General features: G+C 70.6%; 15 protein-coding genes. 11 read left to right on the top strand and 4 right to left on the bottom strand.

Annotation, left to right across the window (positions count from 1 at the left end; genetic code table 11):
• Window positions 1-5: 5 nt before the first annotated feature.
• From AC1DG4_RS07215 to AC1DG4_RS07200, 4 genes are all read right to left on the bottom strand, one after another.
• On the bottom strand, window positions 6-902 hold the full coding sequence (locus tag AC1DG4_RS07215; protein ID WP_477375817.1) for a carbohydrate ABC transporter permease: 897 nt from the start codon (window positions 900-902) through the stop codon (window positions 6-8).
• Window positions 899-1,855 (bottom strand): carbohydrate ABC transporter permease, encoded by a 957-nt coding sequence (locus AC1DG4_RS07210; protein WP_477375819.1) that lies wholly within the window; start codon window positions 1,853-1,855, stop codon window positions 899-901. The genes AC1DG4_RS07215 and AC1DG4_RS07210 overlap by 4 nt, the downstream gene beginning before the upstream one ends.
• Window positions 1,852-3,186, bottom strand: coding sequence for an extracellular solute-binding protein (locus tag AC1DG4_RS07205; RefSeq protein ID WP_477375821.1), 1,335 nt, complete (start codon window positions 3,184-3,186; stop codon window positions 1,852-1,854). The genes AC1DG4_RS07210 and AC1DG4_RS07205 overlap by 4 nt, the downstream gene beginning before the upstream one ends.
• Window positions 3,187-3,307: 121 nt before the next feature.
• Window positions 3,308-4,354: a LacI family DNA-binding transcriptional regulator gene (locus AC1DG4_RS07200; protein ID WP_477375823.1), complete on the bottom strand. Its 1,047-nt coding sequence runs from the start codon at window positions 4,352-4,354 to the stop codon at window positions 3,308-3,310.
• Window positions 4,355-4,433: 79 nt separating this feature from the next.
• On the opposite strand from AC1DG4_RS07200, the gene AC1DG4_RS07195 reads away from it, so the two are divergent.
• The 11 genes from AC1DG4_RS07195 (at window position 4,434) to mmsB (ending at window position 18,613) form a co-directional block, all read left to right on the top strand.
• Complete coding sequence (locus AC1DG4_RS07195) at window positions 4,434-5,681, top strand: FAD-binding protein (RefSeq protein WP_477375825.1); 1,248 nt, start codon at window positions 4,434-4,436, stop codon at window positions 5,679-5,681.
• A gap of 158 nt (window positions 5,682-5,839) precedes the next feature.
• Complete coding sequence (locus tag AC1DG4_RS07190) at window positions 5,840-6,871, top strand: LacI family DNA-binding transcriptional regulator (protein WP_477375827.1); 1,032 nt, start codon at window positions 5,840-5,842, stop codon at window positions 6,869-6,871.
• A gap of 171 nt (window positions 6,872-7,042) precedes the next feature.
• A complete protein-coding gene (locus AC1DG4_RS07185; protein WP_477375829.1) occupies window positions 7,043-7,990 on the top strand; it encodes an endonuclease domain-containing protein in 948 nt (315 codons plus the stop codon).
• Between the two features lie 228 nt (window positions 7,991-8,218).
• Window positions 8,219-8,941: an L-ribulose-5-phosphate 4-epimerase gene (locus tag AC1DG4_RS07180; protein ID WP_477375831.1), complete on the top strand. Its 723-nt coding sequence runs from the start codon at window positions 8,219-8,221 to the stop codon at window positions 8,939-8,941.
• Window positions 8,942-9,047: 106 nt separating this feature from the next.
• The gene (locus AC1DG4_RS07175) at window positions 9,048-10,631 is read left to right on the top strand and encodes a xylulokinase (protein ID WP_477375833.1); all 1,584 of its coding nucleotides are present in this window, start codon (window positions 9,048-9,050) and stop codon (window positions 10,629-10,631) included.
• Window positions 10,632-10,641: 10 nt separating this feature from the next.
• The gene (araA, locus tag AC1DG4_RS07170) at window positions 10,642-12,159 is read left to right on the top strand and encodes an L-arabinose isomerase (RefSeq protein ID WP_477375835.1); all 1,518 of its coding nucleotides are present in this window, start codon (window positions 10,642-10,644) and stop codon (window positions 12,157-12,159) included.
• Between the two features lie 2 nt (window positions 12,160-12,161).
• On the top strand, window positions 12,162-13,175 hold the full coding sequence (locus AC1DG4_RS07165) for an aldose 1-epimerase family protein (RefSeq protein WP_477375836.1): 1,014 nt from the start codon (window positions 12,162-12,164) through the stop codon (window positions 13,173-13,175).
• An 86-nt stretch (window positions 13,176-13,261) separates the two neighbouring features.
• Complete coding sequence (locus AC1DG4_RS07160) at window positions 13,262-14,638, top strand: hypothetical protein (protein WP_477375838.1); 1,377 nt, start codon at window positions 13,262-13,264, stop codon at window positions 14,636-14,638.
• Between the two features lie 315 nt (window positions 14,639-14,953).
• A complete protein-coding gene (locus AC1DG4_RS07155; protein ID WP_477375840.1) occupies window positions 14,954-16,456 on the top strand; it encodes a CoA-acylating methylmalonate-semialdehyde dehydrogenase in 1,503 nt (500 codons plus the stop codon).
• A 40-nt stretch (window positions 16,457-16,496) separates the two neighbouring features.
• Window positions 16,497-17,732 (top strand): acyl-CoA dehydrogenase family protein, encoded by a 1,236-nt coding sequence (locus AC1DG4_RS07150; protein WP_477375842.1) that lies wholly within the window; start codon window positions 16,497-16,499, stop codon window positions 17,730-17,732.
• On the top strand, window positions 17,729-18,613 hold the full coding sequence (gene mmsB, locus AC1DG4_RS07145) for a 3-hydroxyisobutyrate dehydrogenase (RefSeq protein ID WP_477375844.1): 885 nt from the start codon (window positions 17,729-17,731) through the stop codon (window positions 18,611-18,613). Before AC1DG4_RS07150 ends, mmsB begins: the two co-directional genes overlap by 4 nt.
• Window positions 18,614-18,816: the final 203 nt, after the last annotated feature.

Genomic DNA, 18,816 nt, shown 5'->3' with positions numbered 1-18,816 from the left:
TCGGGTCATTGACCGCCGAAGCCGCTGGTGGCGACTCCCTTGACGATCTGCTTCTGGAAGATGAGGAACACGATGATGAGCGGGAGCGCGGCGAGCACGGCCTGGGCCATGACCTGCGCGTACTGCACTCCATAGGCGCTGATGACGGTCTGCAGGCCGACCGGAAGGGTCATCAGGCTGGTGTCGTTGATGACGAGGAAGGGCCACAGGAAGTTGTTCCACGCGCCGATGAACACGAAGATCGCGACGGAGGCGAGGATCGGGCGGCTCAGCGGCAGCACGATCGACCAGAACACCCGGAACCTGCTCGCGCCGTCCACGCGAGCCGCATCCTCGAGCTCGACGGGGATCGCGTCGAAGAACCGCTTCAGGATGAACACCATCGCCGGCGCCACGACCTGCGGCAGGATCAGGCCCCAGTGCGTGTCGACCAGGTTGAACGCCAGCATTTCGTAGAACAGCGGGATGATCAGCACCTGCGGCGGCACGACGATTGCGGCGATGACCACGACGAACAGCCACTTGCGCCCGCGGAAGTCGAGCCGGGAGAACGCGTAGGCGGCGAGGGCCGAGATCGTGACCGTGATCACGGTCACGGCGGTCGCGGTCCACAGGCTGTTCCACGCCCAGAGATACACGTTGCCCTGCGACAGGATCGCGGTGAACGCCTGCGCCGTCGGTCCGCTCGCGCCGATCCAGCCCGGGTCGCCCGACGCGGCGTCGGTCTCGGTCTTGAACGCCGTGGCGACCGCCCACAGGAACGGGAGCAGCCACCCGATCGCGAGGATCAGCAGCACGGCGAAGGCGAGGACGGTGAGGACGGTGAACCGGCGGCCGATCGGCCGGCGGGTGCGGGCGCGCAGGGCGCCAGGGGCGACGAGAGTGCGGGTCGCGGTGGTCATCGGGCGTCCTTCCGCCGACGGGTGATCAGCGTCTGGACGACRCCGAGGATGATGATGATCGCGAAGAAGACGTACGAGATCGCCGCCGAGTAGCCGAACCGGTAGCCGACGAAGCCGGTCTCGTAGATGTACTGCACGATCGAGCGGGTGGTGTCGCTGGAGAGGCCGCCGAGCATCTGGTACGCCTGATCGAAAAGCTTGAGCGAGGCGAGGATCTGCAGCAGGCCGATGAGCGTCGTCGCCGGGCCCAGCTGCGGGAGCGTGATCGACCAGAACTGCCGCCAGCCGCCCGCGCCGTCGAGCGACGCCGCTTCGTACTGCTGCTGCGGAATGTTCTGGAGCGCGGCGAGGTACAGCAGGAAGTTGAAGCCGACCGTCCACCACACGGTCGCGACGACGATCGCGAGCATGTTGATCTTCGGATCCTGCAGCCAGGCGATCGGCTCGAGACCGAAGGCCTTGAGCACGTTGTTCGCGGCGCCGATCTGCGGGTTGAAGATCCAGATCCAGATCTGCGAGATGACGGTGGAGGCCAGCAGGTACGGCATGAAGAACGAGAGCCGCCACAGCCACTGGCCGGGAAGGCCGCGGTCGACCAGCACGGCCATGACGAGCGCGATGACGACGAGCGGGATGGTCGAGAGCACGGTGAACCACACCGTGTTGCCGAACGAACCCCACATGACGGGATCGGTGAGCGCCTCGACGTAGTTCGCGAACCCGATGAACCCTCCGCCGGAGCCGGTGAGGGACTGGTCGGTGAAGCTCAGGTAGAGCCCGTGCAGGATCGGCCAGGCGAGGAACAGGGCGAACGCGATCAAGAACGGCGTGAGGAACGCCCAGCCGATCAGCTGCTCGGTGCCCTTGGATCCGCCCGCATGCCGTCGTGTGGCGCGGGACGCGGCGCGGCCGGTGACGATCGTCGTCGTGGTGGGGGTGGCGGTCGCGGTCATCTCCGTGCTCCTTCCGGATCGGCGGGATTGGGTTGGCCGAGGAAGCCCTTGACGGCCTGCTCGAAGCGGTCGACGGCATCGGAGGCGCTGCCGCCCGTGAGGAGCGCGGGCTGCGCGGCGGCGCCGAACTGCCCTTGAAAATTGGAGCCGGAGCCGGTGAACCATGCGGGCGGGTCGTAGCGCACGAACTTCGCGGCCTCGGCGTAGTGCGCCTGGGGGACGAGGTCGGCGTATTTCGCGGACTCGGTGACCGGAAGGTAGGCGGGGATGTGCCCCGCCTCTGCCCAGCCGAACGAGCCCTTCAGCATGTCCGCGACGAAGCGGTACACGAGGTCGCGGCTCGCGGCGTCGGGACGGGTCTGATGCGGCAGCACGAAGGAGTGGGAATCCGCATAGGCGGTCCTGGTCCCGAAGATCGGCGGGATCATCGCGATGTCGAAGGGGATCTTCGCGGCCTGCATCGTGCGCAGCTCCCATACTCCGCTGAGGAACATGCCGCTCTTGCCGGTCGCGAACTCCGCCACGGCGGTGCCGTAGTCGGCCTGCTTGGCTGCGCGTTTGCCGTCGAGCAGCTTCTGCATGAACTCGAGCGAGGCGACGGCGGCGTCCTTGTCGATGACGGCCGGACCGCCCTGCGGCATCTCCATCTCGAGGCCGTGCTGCGTGTACAGCGTGTAGAAGAGCCGCCACATCTGGGAGCCGTCACCGAGGTAGCCGTAGGAGAGGCCGTGCCCGCCGGTGACGCCGGCGATCGCATCGACCATGGCGAGGAACTCCTCGGAGGTCGTCGCCTCCTTCAGCCGGCCGTCCTGGTCGAGCACGCCCGCCTTCCGGCAGACGTCGGTGTTGTACATGAGCACGAAGGGGTGCGCGTCGAGGGCGATGCTGAGGCGCCTGCCGTCGACCTCGCCCTTCTTCCAGATCGGATCCGGGAACGTGGACGAGTCCACGCCGAGGTCTGCCAGGCGTCCGGTGTCCCAGGCGTCGAGGAGGCCGCCGGGGGCCCAGCCGAGCACGCGGGTGGCGTGCATGATCGCGACGTCGGGGGCCCGCCCGCCGGCTGCGGCCATGGCGAGCTTCGTGTAGTACGGGGTGCCCCAGGCGAGCACGGTGGGGCGGATCCGATAGGCGGACTGCTTCTTGTTCACGGCGTCGAGCAGGCCCGACATCGTGACGCCGTCGCCGCCGGAGAGCAGGTGCCAGAACTGCAGGGTACGGGGGCCGGAGGGGACAGCGGCGGACGGAGCGCAGCCGGCGAGCAGGGCGGCACCGGCGGTGAGGCCCGCGGCGCCGAGGAACTGCCGCCGGTTCAGATCGAGAGGTGGGGTCATCGTCACTCCTTCGTGGACGATCGGGGATGCGGACATCATTACATCGATGGAATGGCCCGCGCAAGAGATTTCTGAGACCGGTCACGGGCACCGCGCCGACCTGATCCGGGAGCAGACGAGCTCAGGACCCGGGGGTCCACCCGCGGGGCGCGGCGCCCGTGCTGTCGCGTACGACGAGCCGATGCGGCACGGTGATCGAGCGCGGCGTCCCGGCAGGATCCGCGATCCGTTCGGCGAGCAGGTCGACCGCGGAACCGGCGAAGGCGGCCCTGTCGATCTGCACGGTCGACAGGGCCGGTTCGGTGAAGCGGGAGAGCTCCACGTCGTCGAAGCCGGTGACCAGCACATCGTCCGGCACCCGGATCCCGCGGCCGTGCAGCACGTGCAGGGCTCCGGTCGCGAGCGAATCCGTGAAGCCGATGATGGCGTCGAACGGCACGCCGCGCGAGAGCAGCTCGGCAGTAGCCTCGGCTCCGCCCGCGATGGTCCACTCGGCGTGGTTGACGGTCAGCCGGGGGTCGGCGGGGAGGCCGGCTTCGGCGAGGGCCTGACGCACGCCGTGCAGGCGGAGCCGGCTGGTCGCGGTCGCGATCGCGTGCTGGTCATCGCCGCCGACGACGGCGATGCGGCGGGCGCCGCGAGCGATGACGTGCCGGGCCATATCGGCCGCCCCCGCCACGCTGTCGATCCCGACGTGGTCGGCGAGCTGCTGTTCGACCTCGCCGATGAGCACGACGGGCAGCTGCCGGTCCTCGTCCGTGAGGGCGCTGTCCTCTAGGCGGATCGGGTTCAGGATCAGGCCGTCGACGAGGTGCGAGCGAGCGCGGGAGAGCAGTTCGCGTTCGCGGCGCGGCTCGGATCCGGTCTGCTCGACCTGCACGGCGAAGCCCTTGAGCCTGGCGGCCTGGACGATGTGGTCGAGCAGCTCGGCGGAGAACGACGTCGCAAGATAAGGCAGCGCCACCGCGATCACGCCAGAGCGGCCGTTGCGCAGGCTGCGGGCGCTGAGGTTGGGCACGAAGTCGAGCTTGCGCATCGCCTGCTCGACCCGCTCGCGGGTGTCCTCGCGCACGAAGGTCGCGCCGGTCACGACGTTGGACACGGTCTTCGCCGAGACCCCGGCCAGCGACGCGACGTCTCGCATCGTCGCGCGCGTCCCGGCTGCCATGCGCTCAGCCTATGCCCGGATGGGCGGCAGCCGGACCGACGTTGATTCAACGATGTAACACTGGCCCTATGATGTGGCGATGGGCATCGGCACGAACTGGGCGGGGAACCTGCACTACGGCGCGGCGGCGATCGCGCTCCCGCGAACACGCGAGGAGCTGCAGGACGTCCTCTCGGCACCGGGCCCACTCCGCCCGCTCGGATCCCGGCACAGCTTCAACGCGATCGCCGACACGACGGGCACCCTCATCGACCTCTCCGCGATGCCGGCGGTGGTCGAGCAGACCGCGCCTGATGCCGTGCGCGTACCAGGGGGCATGCGCTACGGCGAACTCGGGGTCGAACTGCAGCGCCGCGGGCTCGCCCTGGCGAACCTCGCATCGCTGCCGCACATCTCCGTCGCGGGCGCCGTCTCCACGGGGACGCACGGCTCCGGCGACGGGATCGGATCCCTCGCCACGGCCGTGCGCGCCGTCACGTTCGCAGGACCGGACGGAGAGCGCACCCTGCGTCGCGGCGACGCCGACTTCGCCGGGGCGGTCGTCTCGCTCGGCGCGCTCGGGGTGATGGTCGAGCTCGAACTCGACGTGGAGCCGATGTACGACGTGGCGCAGACGGTGCATGAAGGGCCGCAGTGGGATGGCGTGCTCGCCGAGTTCGACCGGGTCACCGCACTCGGCACCAGCGTCAGCATCTTCAGCCGCTGGACCGACCGGGATCACGCCGACCAGCTGTGGGTGAAGAACCGCGCGGACGGACCGGCTCTCGATCGGGATCTGCTGGAGCGGCTCGGCACGACACCGGCCACGATCCAGCGGCACCCGATCCTCGGCGCCCCCGCCGAGGCGTGCACTCCGCAGCTCGGCGAGTCCGGCCCATGGCACGAGAGGCTGCCGCACTTCCGGCGGGACTTCACGCCGTCGGCGGGGGAGGAGCTGCAGAGCGAGTACCTCGTGCCGCGCCGCGACGCGGTGCGTGCGATCGAGGCGGTCCGCGGGCTGGCCGACCGGATCGCCCCGCTCCTTCTCGTGAACGAGATCCGCACGGTCGCCGCCGACGACCTGTGGCTGAGCTCGTCGTACGGAGAGGCCGCGGTGGGCCTGCACTTCACGTGGCGACGGGACCAGCCCGCGGTCGAAGCCCTGCTGCCGGCGCTCGAAGCCGCGCTTCCCGACACCGCCCGCCCGCACTGGGGCAAGCTGTCGACGCTGCATCCTGCGGAGATCCGTCGCCGCGTCCCCCGCTGGGCCGACTTCGCGGCGCTCGCGCAGCGGATGGATCCCCCCGCCCGCTTCCGCAACGCGCACCTGCAGCGACTGGGCCTGTAGCCGGCTGCCCCCTCCCCTCTCTGTGGCGCAGGGTGGTGCTCAGGTCGCAGTTTCGGCGGCACAGACGCCCCTGGCGGAGCAGGAACAGCGACCTGAACACGACGAATGCGACCCGAGCCGGCCGTGGCGATCCGCGAGCGGCCCGTACACTCTCAGGCGTGAGTGAGTCGAAGCCGCAGCGCGCCGTGGGGGTGCGCGACGTCGCGGCGCGGGCCGGGGTCTCGCGGCAGACCGTGTCGCGCGTGCTCAACGATCATCCGGATGTGGCACCCGAGACGCACGCCCGGGTGGTGGCGGCGATGGACGAGCTCGGCTATCGGATGAACAACGCTGCGCGGGCGCTGGGCACGCATCGCACGCGCACGATCGGGGTGCTCGCCTCGGACGCCCTGCAATACGGCCCGTCGCGGAGCATGGCCGCCATCGAGGCGTCGGCGCGCGAAGCGGGCTACTGGATCACCGCGGCGTTCGCCGACTCCGGCGACGAGACATCGGTCGCCGCCGCGATCGAGCACCTTCGTGCGCAATCCGTGGACGGGATGATCGCGTTCGCACCGCACGCGCACACGCTCGAGGTGCTCGACGCGCTGCGGTTCGGGATCCCCGTCGTCATCCTGCATGCCGCGGAGCGGTCGGGCTTCTCCGTGGATCAGCGTGCCGGAGCGCGAGTGGCGGTGGCGACCCTCGCGGATGCCGGGCACCAGCGGATCGCCCACCTCGCGGGCCCCGCGGACTGGCTCGAGGCGGAAGCGCGCGCGGCCGGATTCGCCGAGGAGCTCGCCGCCCGCGGTCTGCCGCCCGGCGTGGTGCTCGGCGGCGACTGGAGCCCGCGCTCGGGGCACGAGGCCGCAGTGTCCGTGATCGCCTCGGGGGCGACCGCGGTGTTCGCGGCGAACGACCAGATGGCGCTCGGCCTGATCGGCGGCCTGCGTGCGGCCGGGGTAGCCGTCCCGGAGCGGATCAGCATCGTGGGTTTCGATGACGTGCCGGAGGCGGCGTACGCCTGGCCGCCGCTTACGACCGTGCGCCAGGACTTCGAGGAGCTCGCGCGGCGTGCGGTCGCGCAGGTCATCGCGGAGAGCGGATCCGGAGCGGGCGGGGCCGATGCGGACGCGCCGACCCCCCGCACGTCGGATCCGATCCCTCCGGTGCTGATCCTCCGCGACTCGGTGGTCCCGCCCCCGCTCTGACCGCCCTCCGCCACCTCGCCGGCCGGCCTCGTCGCAGTCCCTCGGTTCGGGTCGCGGTTTCGGCTCACGAAGGGGCCGATACAGCGCGGGAAGTGCGACCTGAGCCCGGGATGAGGGGCGGGGGCTGTGGATAACGTCGAGGGGGCGCGTCGGAGCTGACACCGTGGGGGAATGCCGCGATTCTCACCGCTCCCGGAGGACCTGGGCGCCTCGTTCACGGTCAGCGAGGCCCGCGATCTCGGAGTGGGTGCAGGTCGGCTGCGCGGGGCGGACCTTCTTCGGCCCTACTCCGGTGTCCGTTCCCGGATCCGGTCGACGCCCGAGCGCGAGGAGGATCCGTATGCGGCGCAGCGGCGGGTGCGGATCGAGCAGGCGCTGCGATACGCACCTCGCTTGCGCCCCGGCCAGTACTTCAGCCACGAGACCGCCGCCGCGCTCTGGGGTGGACCCCTTCCGCTCGCCCCGCCCGGACGGCGAATCCAGGTGCACGTGAGCACGCTCGGCGAGGGGCCGCTCGTGCGCGCGGCGGGAGTCGAGCGGCATCGCGGCGATCCGCGGCTCGTCCGGGTGCGCACCGATCTCGGCGTGCCCGTCGCCTCGCCGGTCTCCGCCTGGGCGCAGCTGGGGCGCCTGCCGTTCTCGGACCTGGTCGCTCTCGGAGACTTCGTCTGCCGGGTGTGGCGCCGGGGTGTGGGCCGTCCGCAACCCGGGCGCGCACCGCTGGCGACCCTCGCGCAGTTGCGCTCGGCGGTCGCCGCCGGTCGTCGACCCGGCGCCCCCGGATTGCGCGAGGCGCTCGAGTGGATCCGTCTGGACTCCTGGTCGCCCCGTGAGTCCGAGCTGCGCTGCCTGCTCGTCGGCGCGGGGCTGCCGGAGCCCGAGCTGAACGTGGACCTCTTCGAGGGAGGGGCGTTCCTCGGCTGCGTCGACATGATCTACCGCGCTCAGAAGGTGGCGATCGAATACCTCGGCCGGGTGCACGCGGGCAGCTGGGGAGCGGACGTCGAGCGCCTCGCGCGGCTGCGTGCGGCCGGGTGGACAGTGATCGAGGTCACGGCCGAGCTGCTGGCGGATCCGCGTGAGTTGCTCCGCCGTGTCCGCCGGGCGCTCGGCTCCTGACCCGCCGGATCCGCTGGATCCGCTTCAGGTCGCATTCCCTCGGTTCAGGTCGCGGTTTCGGCTCCCGGAGGGGTCGATACAGGGCCAAAAGTGCGACCTGGACGCCCGGCGACGGGAGAGGAGAGAGGAGGGGGCGGGGTTGACGGGGGAGGTTGGGGGTGTCAGAATCGGCCGTGACCGGTCACAGGCGTCCAGGGGAACCTCGGGCGCAACTCCGAGAGGATCCGAATGCCCTCCTTCGCCCCCGAGGTCGAGCAGGCGATCGCCGCCGTGCGTGCCGACGTCGCGCGACTGCACGCCGAGCTCGTCCGCTACGGCCTGGTCGTCTGGACCGGCGGCAACGTGTCGGGACGCGTCCGGCTGTCCGAGGACGGAGTCGACGATCTCTTCGTCATCAAGCCCTCCGGCGTGAGCTACGACGATCTCGCCCCCGAGAACATGATCCTGTGCGACCTGAACGGCACAGCGATCCCCGGCGCCCCCGGCAGCGACCGCAGCCCGTCCAGCGACACCGCCGCGCACGCGTATGTCTACCGGCACATGCCCGAGGTCGGCGGGGTCGTGCACACGCACTCCGACTACGCGGTCGCCTGGGCCGCGCGCGGCGAGGAGATCCCCTGCGTGATCACCGCGATGGCGGACGAGTTCGGCGGCCCGATCCCGGTCGGTCCCTTCGCGATCATCGGCGACGACTCGATCGGCCGGGGGATCGTACAGACCCTGCATGGGCACCGCAGTCGTGCGGTGCTCATGCAGAACCACGGGCCGTTCACGATCGGCGTCGATGCGAAGGATGCGGTCAAGGCCGCGGTGATGGTCGAGGACGTGGCGCGCACCGTGCATCTCGCCCGTGAAGCAGGACCGCTGATCCCGATCCCGCAGGAGGCGATCGACAGCCTCTACAACCGCTACCAGAACGTGTACGGCCAGAACACGGACGCCCGCCGATGAGCGCCGGGATGGCGTGGCCGGGATCCGCTCCCGTCGCAGAAACGGCCGGAAAGACGGCGGGAAAGCGACGGAAACCGCGACGGGAGCCCCTAGGAAGGTGCCGAAGGTGAGTGCTCGCGATGACATTCTCGCCGGGCGTACGAGTCTGGGGATCGAGCTGGGGTCCACGCGGATCAAGGCCTGCCTGGTCGGATCCGACCCTGCCGAGGTGCTCGCGACCGGATCCTTCGCCTGGGAGAACCGGCTCGAGGACGGCCTGTGGACCTACGGGCTGGACGAGGTCTGGGCGGGGCTGCAGGCGGCCTTCGCCGACTTCGTCGCCGACGCGCACGACCGCTACGGCGTGCGCCCCGAGCGGTTCGGCGCGATCGGCGTCTCGGCGATGATGCACGGCTACCTCGCGTTCGACGCGGTGGGGGAGATGCTCGTGCCGTTCCGCACCTGGCGCAACACGAACACCGGCGTCGCAGCGGCCGAACTCACCGCGCTGCTCGGCGTGAACATCCCGCTGCGCTGGTCGATCGCGCACCTGCACCAGGCCGTGGTCGACGGCGAGGCGCACGTGTCGCGGATTGCGAGTGTGAACACGCTGGCCGGCTACGTGCACGAGCGCCTCACCGGCCGTCGCGTGCTCGGCGTCGGCGACGCCTCGGGCATGTTCCCGATCGACTCGGCGACCGGTGGCTACGACGCGGCCATGGTCGCGGCGTACGACACGCTCGCCGCCGGCCGGCTTCCCGTGCCCCTGACCGCGCTGCTTCCCCAGGCGCTCCCCGCGGGCGCCGATGCCGGCGCGCTCACTGCCGAGGGGGCGCGGCTGCTGGACCCGACCGGATCCCTCACCGCCGGCATCCCGTTCTGCGCGCCCGAGGGCGATGCGGGCACGGGCATGGTCGCGACGAACTCGGTCGCGCCGCGCACCGGGAACGTGTCGGCCGGCACCAGCGTCTTCGCGATGGTCGTACTGGAGCGTCCGCTCGTGGGCGCGCACCACGAGCTCGACCTCGTCACGACTCCCGTCGGAGACGCGGTCGCGATGGTGCACTGCAACAACGGTGCCAGCGAGCTCGCCGCCTGGGCCGGCCTCTTCTCGCGCTTCTCGTCCGCTGTGGGACAGCCTCTCGACGACGACGCCGTGTTCGAGGTGCTGTTCCGCGAGGCGCTCGCGGGGGAGGCGGACGCGGGCGGTCTGCTCGCCTACAACCATCTCGCCGGCGAGCCGATCGCCGGACTGACCGAGGGCCGGCCGTTGTTCGTGCGCACGCCCGACAGCGCCTTCACGCTCGCGAACGCGATGCGGGCGCAGCTCTACGGGGTGTTCGGCACCCTCGCCCTGGGCATGCAGACGCTTGCCGCCGAGGGCGTGCAGATCGACCGGATGTATGCTCACGGCGGCATGTTCCGCACGGCGGGTGTGGCACAGCGCTTCCTCGCCGGCGCTCTGGGCGCCCCCGTCGCTGTGGGCGAGGGAGCCTCCGAAGGCGGAGCCTGGGGGATCGCGGTGCTCGCCTCCTACCTGGCGCACGCCGACGAGCTCAGCCTCGGCGCCTACCTCGACCGGCACGTGTTCGCCGCGGCGACGCTCGCCGTCGCGGATCCGGATCCTGCCGACGTCGCCGGATTCTCCACCTACCTCGACCGCTACCGGGCGGGCCTGGCCATCGAAGCCGCCGCCGTCGCCTCGCTCTAAGGACACGCACATGCCGAAGCTCACCACCTCCCTCGACGGCTACGAGGTCTGGTTCCTCACCGGGAGCCAGCACCTGTACGGCCCCGAGACGCTCGCGCAGGTCGCCGAGCAGTCGCAGCAGATCGCGCGGATCCTGGACCAGGCCGATGACGTGCCGGTGCGGATCGTCTGGAAGCCGGTGCTCACGGATTCGGCTGCCATCAAGCGCACCGCGCTCGAAGCCAACGCCGACGAGAAGGTCATCGGCCTGATCGCGTGGATGCACACGTTCAGCCCCGCGAAGATGTGGATCGCGGGTCTGGACGCGCTGCAGAAGCCGCTCGCGCACCTGCACACGCAGGCCAATGTCGAGCTGCCCTGGGCCGACATCGACTTCGACTTCATGAACCTGAACCAGGCCGCGCACGGCGACCGCGAGTTCGGCTACATCCAGACCCGGCTCGGCGTTCCTCGCAAGACGGTCGTCGGTCACGCCTCGGATCCGCGCGTGCAGCGCGAGCTCGGCACCTGGCAGCGCGCCGCCGCAGGTCTCGCCGCGAGCCGCGACCTCAAACTGGCGCGCTTCGGCGACAACATGCGCTTCGTCGCAGTCACCGAGGGCGACAAGACCGAGGCCGAGCTGCGCTTCGGCGTGCAGGTGAACACCTGGGGCGTGAACGAGCTCGCCGACGCCGTCGCGGCGGCCGAAGAGACCGACATCGATGCCCTCGTCGCCGAGTACGAGGAGCTGTACGAGGTCGTTCCCGAGCTGCGCAAGGGAGGGGAGCGACACCAGTCCCTGCGGGACGGCGCGGCGATCGAGCTGGGGCTGCGCTCGTTCCTCGAAGAGGGCGGCTTCAGCGCCTTCACCACGTCGTTCGAGGACCTGGGCGCGCTGAAGCAACTGCCCGGCCTCGCCGTGCAGCGCCTCATGGCCTCCGGCTACGGCTTCGGCGCGGAGGGCGACTGGAAGACCGCCGTGCTCGTGCGGATCGCGAACGTCATGGGTGCGGGCCTGCCGGGCGGGGCGAGCCTCATGGAGGACTACACCTACGACATGACGCCAGGGGACGAGCTCATCCTCGGCGCGCACATGCTCGAGGTCTCGCCGTCGCTCACGACCCAGAAGCCGACGCTGGAGATCCACCCGCTCGGCATCGGCGGCAAGGACGACCCGGTGCGCCTGGTCTTCACCGCGGATCCCGGATCCGCCGTCGTCGTCGCGCTCAGCGACATGCGTGACCGGTTCCGTCTGACCGCGAACGTCGTCGAGAACGTGGCGCCGCGCGAGGCGCTGCCGAAGCTGCCCGTGGGCCGCGCCGTCTGGAAGCCGCGACCCGACTTCACCACCTCGGCATCGGCCTGGCTGATCGCGGGCGCCGCGCATCACACGGTGATGTCGACCGCGGTCGGGATCGAGGCGTTCCGCGACTTCGCGGAGATGGCCGAGGTCGAACTGCTCGTGATCGACGAGGGGACGACGCTGCCCGAGTTCCAGAAGCAGGTGCGCTGGAACCAGGCGTACTACCGGCTCGCGCAAGGACTCTGACGATGACAGATCGCTCAGCCGCACCGGCCGACCGCGTCGTCGTTCCGCGCTCCGGCCGGCAGCTGCGCATCGCGGCGCACGGTTACGAGGCGGACATCGCCGCGGTCGGTGCGACGCTGCGCGCACTGCGCTTCGAGGGGCGCGACCTCGTGGTGCCGTTCGCCGCGGACGAGGTGCGCCCGACCTACCGCGGGGCGACGCTCGCGCCCTGGCCGAACCGCATCGTCGACGGGCGCTACGTCTTCGCCGGGGTCGAGCACCGACTGCCCCTGACCGAGCCGGAGCGCGGCCACGCCCTGCACGGGCTGGTCGCCTGGAGCGAGTTCTCGGATCGGGTTGTGGACTCCGATCGGGTCGTGCTCGCCGCGACCATCTCGCCGCAGAGCGGTTATCCCTTCCGCGTCGAGGTCGAGGTGGAGTACCGCCTCGACGCCGGTGGACTCACGCAGACCGTGACCGGCCGCAACCTCGGGGCGGATGCCGCGCCGTGGGGGACCGGCCCGCATCCCTATCTGGTCGCCGGGCCCGCCGAGGGCGCCGACGGGGTCGGACGGACGGGGCCCGAGCCCGCCGCGCCCCCCGTCGACGCCTGGACACTGCTGCTTCCGGCATCGGCGGTGCTCACGGTCACCCCCGATCGCCTCAGCCCCGTGGCTCTGGAGCCGGTCGACGCGCACGCGGAGTGGGACTTCCGCACGCCGCGACGGATCGGATCCACCTTCATCGACCATGCCTTCACGGCGTTGTCGCGCATGGACGGCGCCACGACGGTCGAGGTGCGCGGCCCTGACGGCAGCGGGGTCGCGATGGTGTGGGACGAGACCTGTCCCTGGGTGCAGATCCACACCGCYGACACCCCGGCCGATCCCGCCACGCATCGCCGAGGGCTCGCGGTCGAGCCCATGACGTGCGCGCCCGACGCCTTCACCTCCGGCGCCGGTCTCGTCGTGCTGGATCCCGGCTCCGCGCACTCCGCGAGCTGGCGCATCCTCGCTCTGCCGGCCGACGCGCCCTGAGCTCGAACAGAGGGCGCGCGGCATCCCCGGGACCGCGGGGAGTTCTGCCCATCGAAGTGCGGCGGGCTGCTCGGTAGTCTGAGTCCATGGCTACCGAGGGGGAACCGCCGCAGGGCGGGCATGAGCTCGATTTCGGATCCGGATCGCAGGATCCGACCCCGCCGTCACCGGCCGCGCCGCCGGCGCCGGGAGGGGACTCTGCATCTGTTCCGCCGGCTGCTCCGGAACAGCCGCATCCGGGGCCGGAACACGCCTTCCCGCCGCCCGGTCAGCCCTCGCCGCCGCAGCCGTATTCGGGGCAGCCGGGGCAGCCGTACGGCGCGCAGCCGGGACAGCCGTATCCGGGGCAGCCCGCGTATGCGGGGCAGACCGCCCCGACGCAGCCGGGCCAGGCATACCCCGCGCAGCCGGGCCAGGCATACACCGCGCAGCCGGGCCAGGCATACGCTGGTCAGCCTTACGCCGCGCAGGCTTCGGGGCCGCAACCGCCGCGCAAGTCCTCGAAGGGCCTCCTCTGGGGCCTGATCGGGGGCGGCGCAGCCCTGCTGATCGCCGCGATCCTGGTCGTGGCGCTGCTCGTGGTGCCGGCGATCACGCGGTCCTCGGTGACGGCCGCCGACACGGTCAAGGCCTACCTGACCGCGGTCTCCCAGGGTGATGCGAAAGCCGCACTCGGATACCTCGAGGGCGTCTCGAACAAGCAGCTGCTCACCGATGCCGTGCTCAACGAATCGAACAAGCTCGCCCCGATCACTCACATCTCCGTGGCGAAGGGCGGAGAGGGCAAGAGCACGGCCACCGTCATCGCGTCGTACCGGATCGGCGACAAGGCCGTGTCTTCGATGGCGTACGAGGCTTACCGGATCAAGGATGCGTGGAAGATCGTGAACGGCGTGAGCCCGGTCTCGCTCGACGGGCTGCGTGGCCTCGACGCCACGTTCAACGGAGTGCCCACGGCGAAGATCACGGACGCGTACGTCTTCCCCGGCACCTATGAGATCGCGCTGGATTCGAAGTACTTCTCGATCGACGGCGACGCAACCTTCACGATCGCCTCTCCCGAGGACGCCGCCGCGCTGTACGACGTGAAGACCGCGCTCAACGACGCCGGCGTCACGGAGTTCCGCTCGCTCGTGCGCTCCGCGGTCGAGGCCTGTGTGGCGATGAAGACGCTGGCGACGCCGTGCGGGATGGACATCACGGCGATCGACCTCTCCGGCGCGACACCCGTGGAGGGCACCGTCACCCGCACGCTGACCGCCGACGGCAGCGCCGCGCTCGGCACCCTGAAGCCGGAGTCCAGCGGATCCTCGCCCACGGTCGTGTCCAGCTACGACTCGATCAGCGTCGACATGACGCTGCAGGGCAGCGATGGGCAGACCTACTCGGTCACGTTCGGCGGTTATCTCAGCACACCGACCGTCGACTTCGGGGCGGCGTCCCCGACGGTCACCTGGGAGTAGATCCGGCCTCGTCCCCGAGGAGATCCGCAGAGAAAAGAGGACCCCCGCCGACCCGATTCGGCGGGGGTCCTGCGGTTCGTGACCGCGTAGGCGCCCGTGCGAGAAAGCCGGGCGCATCCCGTTGCGCGGGGAAGGCGAGCACCCGATCCGGTCAGCGTCCGCAGCCCGCGCAGAGTCTTTTGTACGTGTCGAAGGTGACGGGAAGGTGAACGGGCTGCCAGGTGTCGATGAATTACATGGAACCCCTACTAACTAGATGGATGGCCATGTAATCTGAATGCAGCGCCGACGACGACGCAGAACCAGGAGCACACGATGGTCCGCGACATCACCCACTTCATCGGAGGATCCTCGGTCCCCGGCACCTCTGGACGCTGGGGGGAGGTGTTCGAACCCTCGACCGGCGCCGTGCAGGCGCGGGTGCCGCTCGCGAGCGGGGACGAGGTGCGCGCCGCGATCGCGAATGCCGAAGCCGCGCAGCCAGGGTGGTCGGCGACCAACCCGCAGAAGCGGGCGCGAGTGCTCATGCGTTTCCTCGAGCTGATCCGCGATGAGATGGACGACCTCGCCGCCCTGCTCTCTCGTGAGCACGGCAAGACGCTGGACGACGCCAAGGGCGACATCCAGCGCGGCGTCGAGGTGATCGAGTTCTGCGTCGGCGCTCCGCACCTGCTCAAGGGGGAGTACTCCACCGGTGTCGGCACCGGCATCGACGTCTATTCGCTCCGTCAGCCGCTCGGCGTCGTGGCCGGCATCACCCCGTTCAACTTCCCCGCGATGATCCCGCTGTGGCAGATGGGCCCGGCGATCGCCGCCGGCAACGCCTTCATCCTCAAGCCCAGCGAGCGCGACCCCTCGGTTCCGGTGCGGATCGCCGAGCTGTTCCTCGAGGCGGGTCTGCCTGCGGGGATCCTCAATGTCGTGCACGGCGACAAGGAGGCCGTCGACGTGCTGCTCACCGACGAGCGGGTGCGCGCGATCGGCTTCGTCGGATCCACCCCGATCGCGGAGTACATCTACACGACCGCGAACGCGCACGGCAAACGCGCCCAGTGCTTCGGCGGGGCGAAGAACCACCTCGTCGTGATGCCCGACGCCGACCTGGACCAGGCCGCGGACGCCCTCATCGGCGCCGGCTACGGCTCGGCGGGGGAGCGCTGCATGGCGATCTCGGTGGCTGTTCCGGTCGGCGAGGAGACCGCCGACGCGCTCGCCGCGAAGCTCGCCGAGCGCGTGGCCGCGCTCCGGGTCGGGCCCTCGCTCGAGCCGGGCATGGACTACGGCCCGCTCGTGAACCGCGCCGCGGTCGAGCGCGTGACCGACTACATCCAGCAGGGAGTCGACGCCGGCGCCGAGCTCCTCGCCGACGGGCGCGGCTTCTCCGTCGCCGGACACGAGGAGGGCTTCTACCTCGGCCCCACGCTGTTCGATCGGGTCACGACCGACATGTCGATCTACCGCGAGGAGATCTTCGGCCCGCTACTCGTGATCGCCCGCGCGGCCGACTACGAGGAGGCGCTGCGCATGGCGTCCGAGCACGAGTTCGGCAACGGCGTGGGCATCTTCACACGCGACGGCGATGCGGCCCGCGACTTCGTCGCCCGCGTGAACGTCGGCATGGTCGGCGTGAACGTGCCGATCCCGGTGCCGATCGCGTACTTCACCTTCGGCGGCTGGAAGCGCAGCGGCTTCGGCGACCTCAACCAGCACGGCGCCGACGCCTTCCGCTTCTACACGAAGACCAAGACCGTGACCTCGCGGTGGCCGGCTGCGGGCGTCCGCGAAGGCGCCAGCTTCGTCATCCCCACGATGCACTGACCCGGCCGCACCTACGCCGAAACGCCAGAAGGAATACGACATGACCACCGTCGCCACCCCGATCACGATGACCAGCGAAGAGCGCGCCGCCATCCTCGACGCCGTCCGCGAATTCGCCGAGACCGAGCTCGCCCCGTTCGCCGCCGAGCGCGACGAGAATCACCTGTTCCCACGGGACGCCCTGCGCGTCGCCGGCGAGCTGGGCCTCGGCGGCATCTATGTGCGCGAGGAGTCCGGAGGCGTCGGGCTGCCCCGCGTCGACACCGTCGCGATCTTCGAGGAGCTCGCGCAGGGCGACCCGACGATCGCCGCCTACATCTCGATCCACAACATGGTGGTCTGGATGATCGACAGCTACGGCACCGACGCGCAGCTCGCGCGCTGGCTGCCCGAGCTCATCTCGATGGAGGGGGTCGGCAGCTACTGCCTCACCGAGCCGGGCGCGGGATCCGACGCGGCCGCGCTCGCGACGAGCGCGATCCGCGACGGTGACGAATACGTGCTCACCGGGGTGAAGCAGTTCATCTCCGGCGCCGGGGAGGCCGCGGTCTACATCGTGATGGCCCGCACCGGAGCCCCGGGCGCGCGGGGCATCTCCGCCTTCCTGGTCCCGGGCGACGCCGCAGGTCTGAGCTTCGGCGCGCTGGAGAAGAAGATGGGCTGGCACGCGCAGCCCACCCGCCAGGTCATCCTGGACGGGGTGCGGGTTCCTGCGACCAGCATGCTCGGATCCGAGGGGCAGGGGTTCGCGATCGCGATGAGCGCGCTGAACGGCGGCCGGCTCAACATCGCCGCCTGCTCGATCGGCGGTGCGCAGTGGGCGCTGGATCGTGCGGTGCAGTACGTGCACGAGCGTGAGGCGTTCGGGGAGCCGCTCGCCGAGAAGCAGTCGATCCTGTTCGCCGTCGCCGATATGCGCACGGATCTGCAGGCCGCGCGGCTCATGGTGCGCGACGGCGCGCAGGCCGTCGACGAGAAGGCCCCTGACGCCACGATGCGCTGCGCGATGGCGAAGCGCTTCGCGACCGACGCCGGCTTCGACGTCGCCAACAAGGCCCTTCAACTGCACGGCGGGTACGGGTACCTTCAGGACTACGGGATCGAGAGGGTCGTCCGTGATCTGCGGGTGCATCAGATCCTGGAAGGGACGAACGAGATCATGAGACTCATCGTCGGACGCGAGATGCTGCGTCCCTCCGGATCCGCGTCGCTCCAGCGCAGCGGGGAAAACCAGACGCGGAGCGGCGACAGCCAGCACCAGCGGAGCGCGTCATGACGCGGATCGCCTTCCTCGGGCTCGGCCACATGGGACTTCCGATGGCGAAGAACCTGCTCGCCGCGGGGCACGAGGTCGTCGGCTTCGACGTGGTGCCCGCCGCGGTCGAGTCCGCCTCCGCCGCGGGGCTGCCCGTCGCGCAGTTCGGGGTGGATGCGGTGTCCGGCGCGGAGGTCGTCATCACGATGTTCCCCGCCGGCAAGCACGTGATCGCCGCGTATCAGGACGGGCTGCTGGCTGCGGCCGATCCCGGAACCCTGTTCATCGAGAGCTCGACGATCGCCGTCGACGAGGCGCGCACCGCGCACGAGCTGGCGATCGAGGCGGGGCACCGCAACGTCGACGCGCCGGTCTCCGGCGGCGTGGTGGGCGCGGAAAACGGCACGCTCGCCTTCATGGTGGGCGGTTCGGACGAGGACTTCGCCGCCGCGCTCCCGCTGCTCGAGACCATGGGCAAGCGCATCGTGCACTGCGGCGGTCCGGGGCTCGGCCAGGCCGCGAAGGTCTGCAACAACATGATCCTCGGCATCTCGCAGATCGCCGTGGCCGAGGCGTTCGTGCTCGGCGAGCGGCTGGGCCTCGAGCACCAGGCGCTGTTCGACGTCGTGTCGCAGGCGTCGGGCCAGTGCTGGTCGATCACGACGAACTGCCCTGTGCCGGGTCCCGTGCCCACGAGTCCCGCCAACCGCGACTACCAGCCGGGGTTCGCGGGGACGCTCATGGCGAAGGATCTGGGACTCGCGCTGCAGGCCATCGAGGGCACCGGCACCGACGCGCAGATGGGCCGCCTCGCGCAGCAGATCTACGCGACGTTCGCTGCCGGCCCCGGCGGCGCCCGCGACTTCTCCGGCATCATCACCGACATCCGCGACGCGTCCTGACCGGATCCGTCGCAGCCGGATCCCACCCCGGACGTCTGTGGCCGCGAGACCGAACCTCCGTCCCGAGACCGCCGATCCGATCGTGGTTCTCGGGACGGAGGTTCGGTCTCGCGGTTATCGGGGTGGGCGGGGCGCGGGCGGGGGACACCGTCCGTTCACCGACATCGGAGATACTGGAAGCGCCACGACGGTGCGGCGAAAGG

The organism is Microbacterium sp. 05N427 (genome assembly GCF_056397105.1).
This window is presented reverse-complemented; position numbering and strand designations above follow the sequence as displayed.

Excerpts from the sequence above, each read along its gene's own strand:
- AC1DG4_RS07215 (WP_477375817.1), bottom strand. The coding sequence starts at position 902 with ATGACCACCGCGACCCGCACTCTCGTCGCCCCTGGCGCCCTGCGCGCC.
- AC1DG4_RS07205 (WP_477375821.1), bottom strand. The coding sequence starts at position 3,186 with ATGACCCCACCTCTCGATCTGAACCGGCGGCAGTTCCTCGGCGCCGCG.
- AC1DG4_RS07200 (WP_477375823.1), bottom strand. The coding sequence starts at position 4,354 with ATGGCAGCCGGGACGCGCGCGACGATGCGAGACGTCGCGTCGCTGGCC.
- AC1DG4_RS07195 (WP_477375825.1), top strand. The coding sequence starts at position 4,434 with ATGGGCATCGGCACGAACTGGGCGGGGAACCTGCACTACGGCGCGGCG.
- AC1DG4_RS07185 (WP_477375829.1), top strand. The coding sequence starts at position 7,043 with ATGCCGCGATTCTCACCGCTCCCGGAGGACCTGGGCGCCTCGTTCACG.
- AC1DG4_RS07180 (WP_477375831.1), top strand. The coding sequence starts at position 8,219 with ATGCCCTCCTTCGCCCCCGAGGTCGAGCAGGCGATCGCCGCCGTGCGT.
- araA (WP_477375835.1), top strand. The coding sequence starts at position 10,642 with ATGCCGAAGCTCACCACCTCCCTCGACGGCTACGAGGTCTGGTTCCTC.
- AC1DG4_RS07160 (WP_477375838.1), top strand. The coding sequence starts at position 13,262 with ATGGCTACCGAGGGGGAACCGCCGCAGGGCGGGCATGAGCTCGATTTC.
- AC1DG4_RS07155 (WP_477375840.1), top strand. The coding sequence starts at position 14,954 with ATGGTCCGCGACATCACCCACTTCATCGGAGGATCCTCGGTCCCCGGC.
- AC1DG4_RS07150 (WP_477375842.1), top strand. The coding sequence starts at position 16,497 with ATGACCACCGTCGCCACCCCGATCACGATGACCAGCGAAGAGCGCGCC.
- mmsB (WP_477375844.1), top strand. The coding sequence starts at position 17,729 with ATGACGCGGATCGCCTTCCTCGGGCTCGGCCACATGGGACTTCCGATG.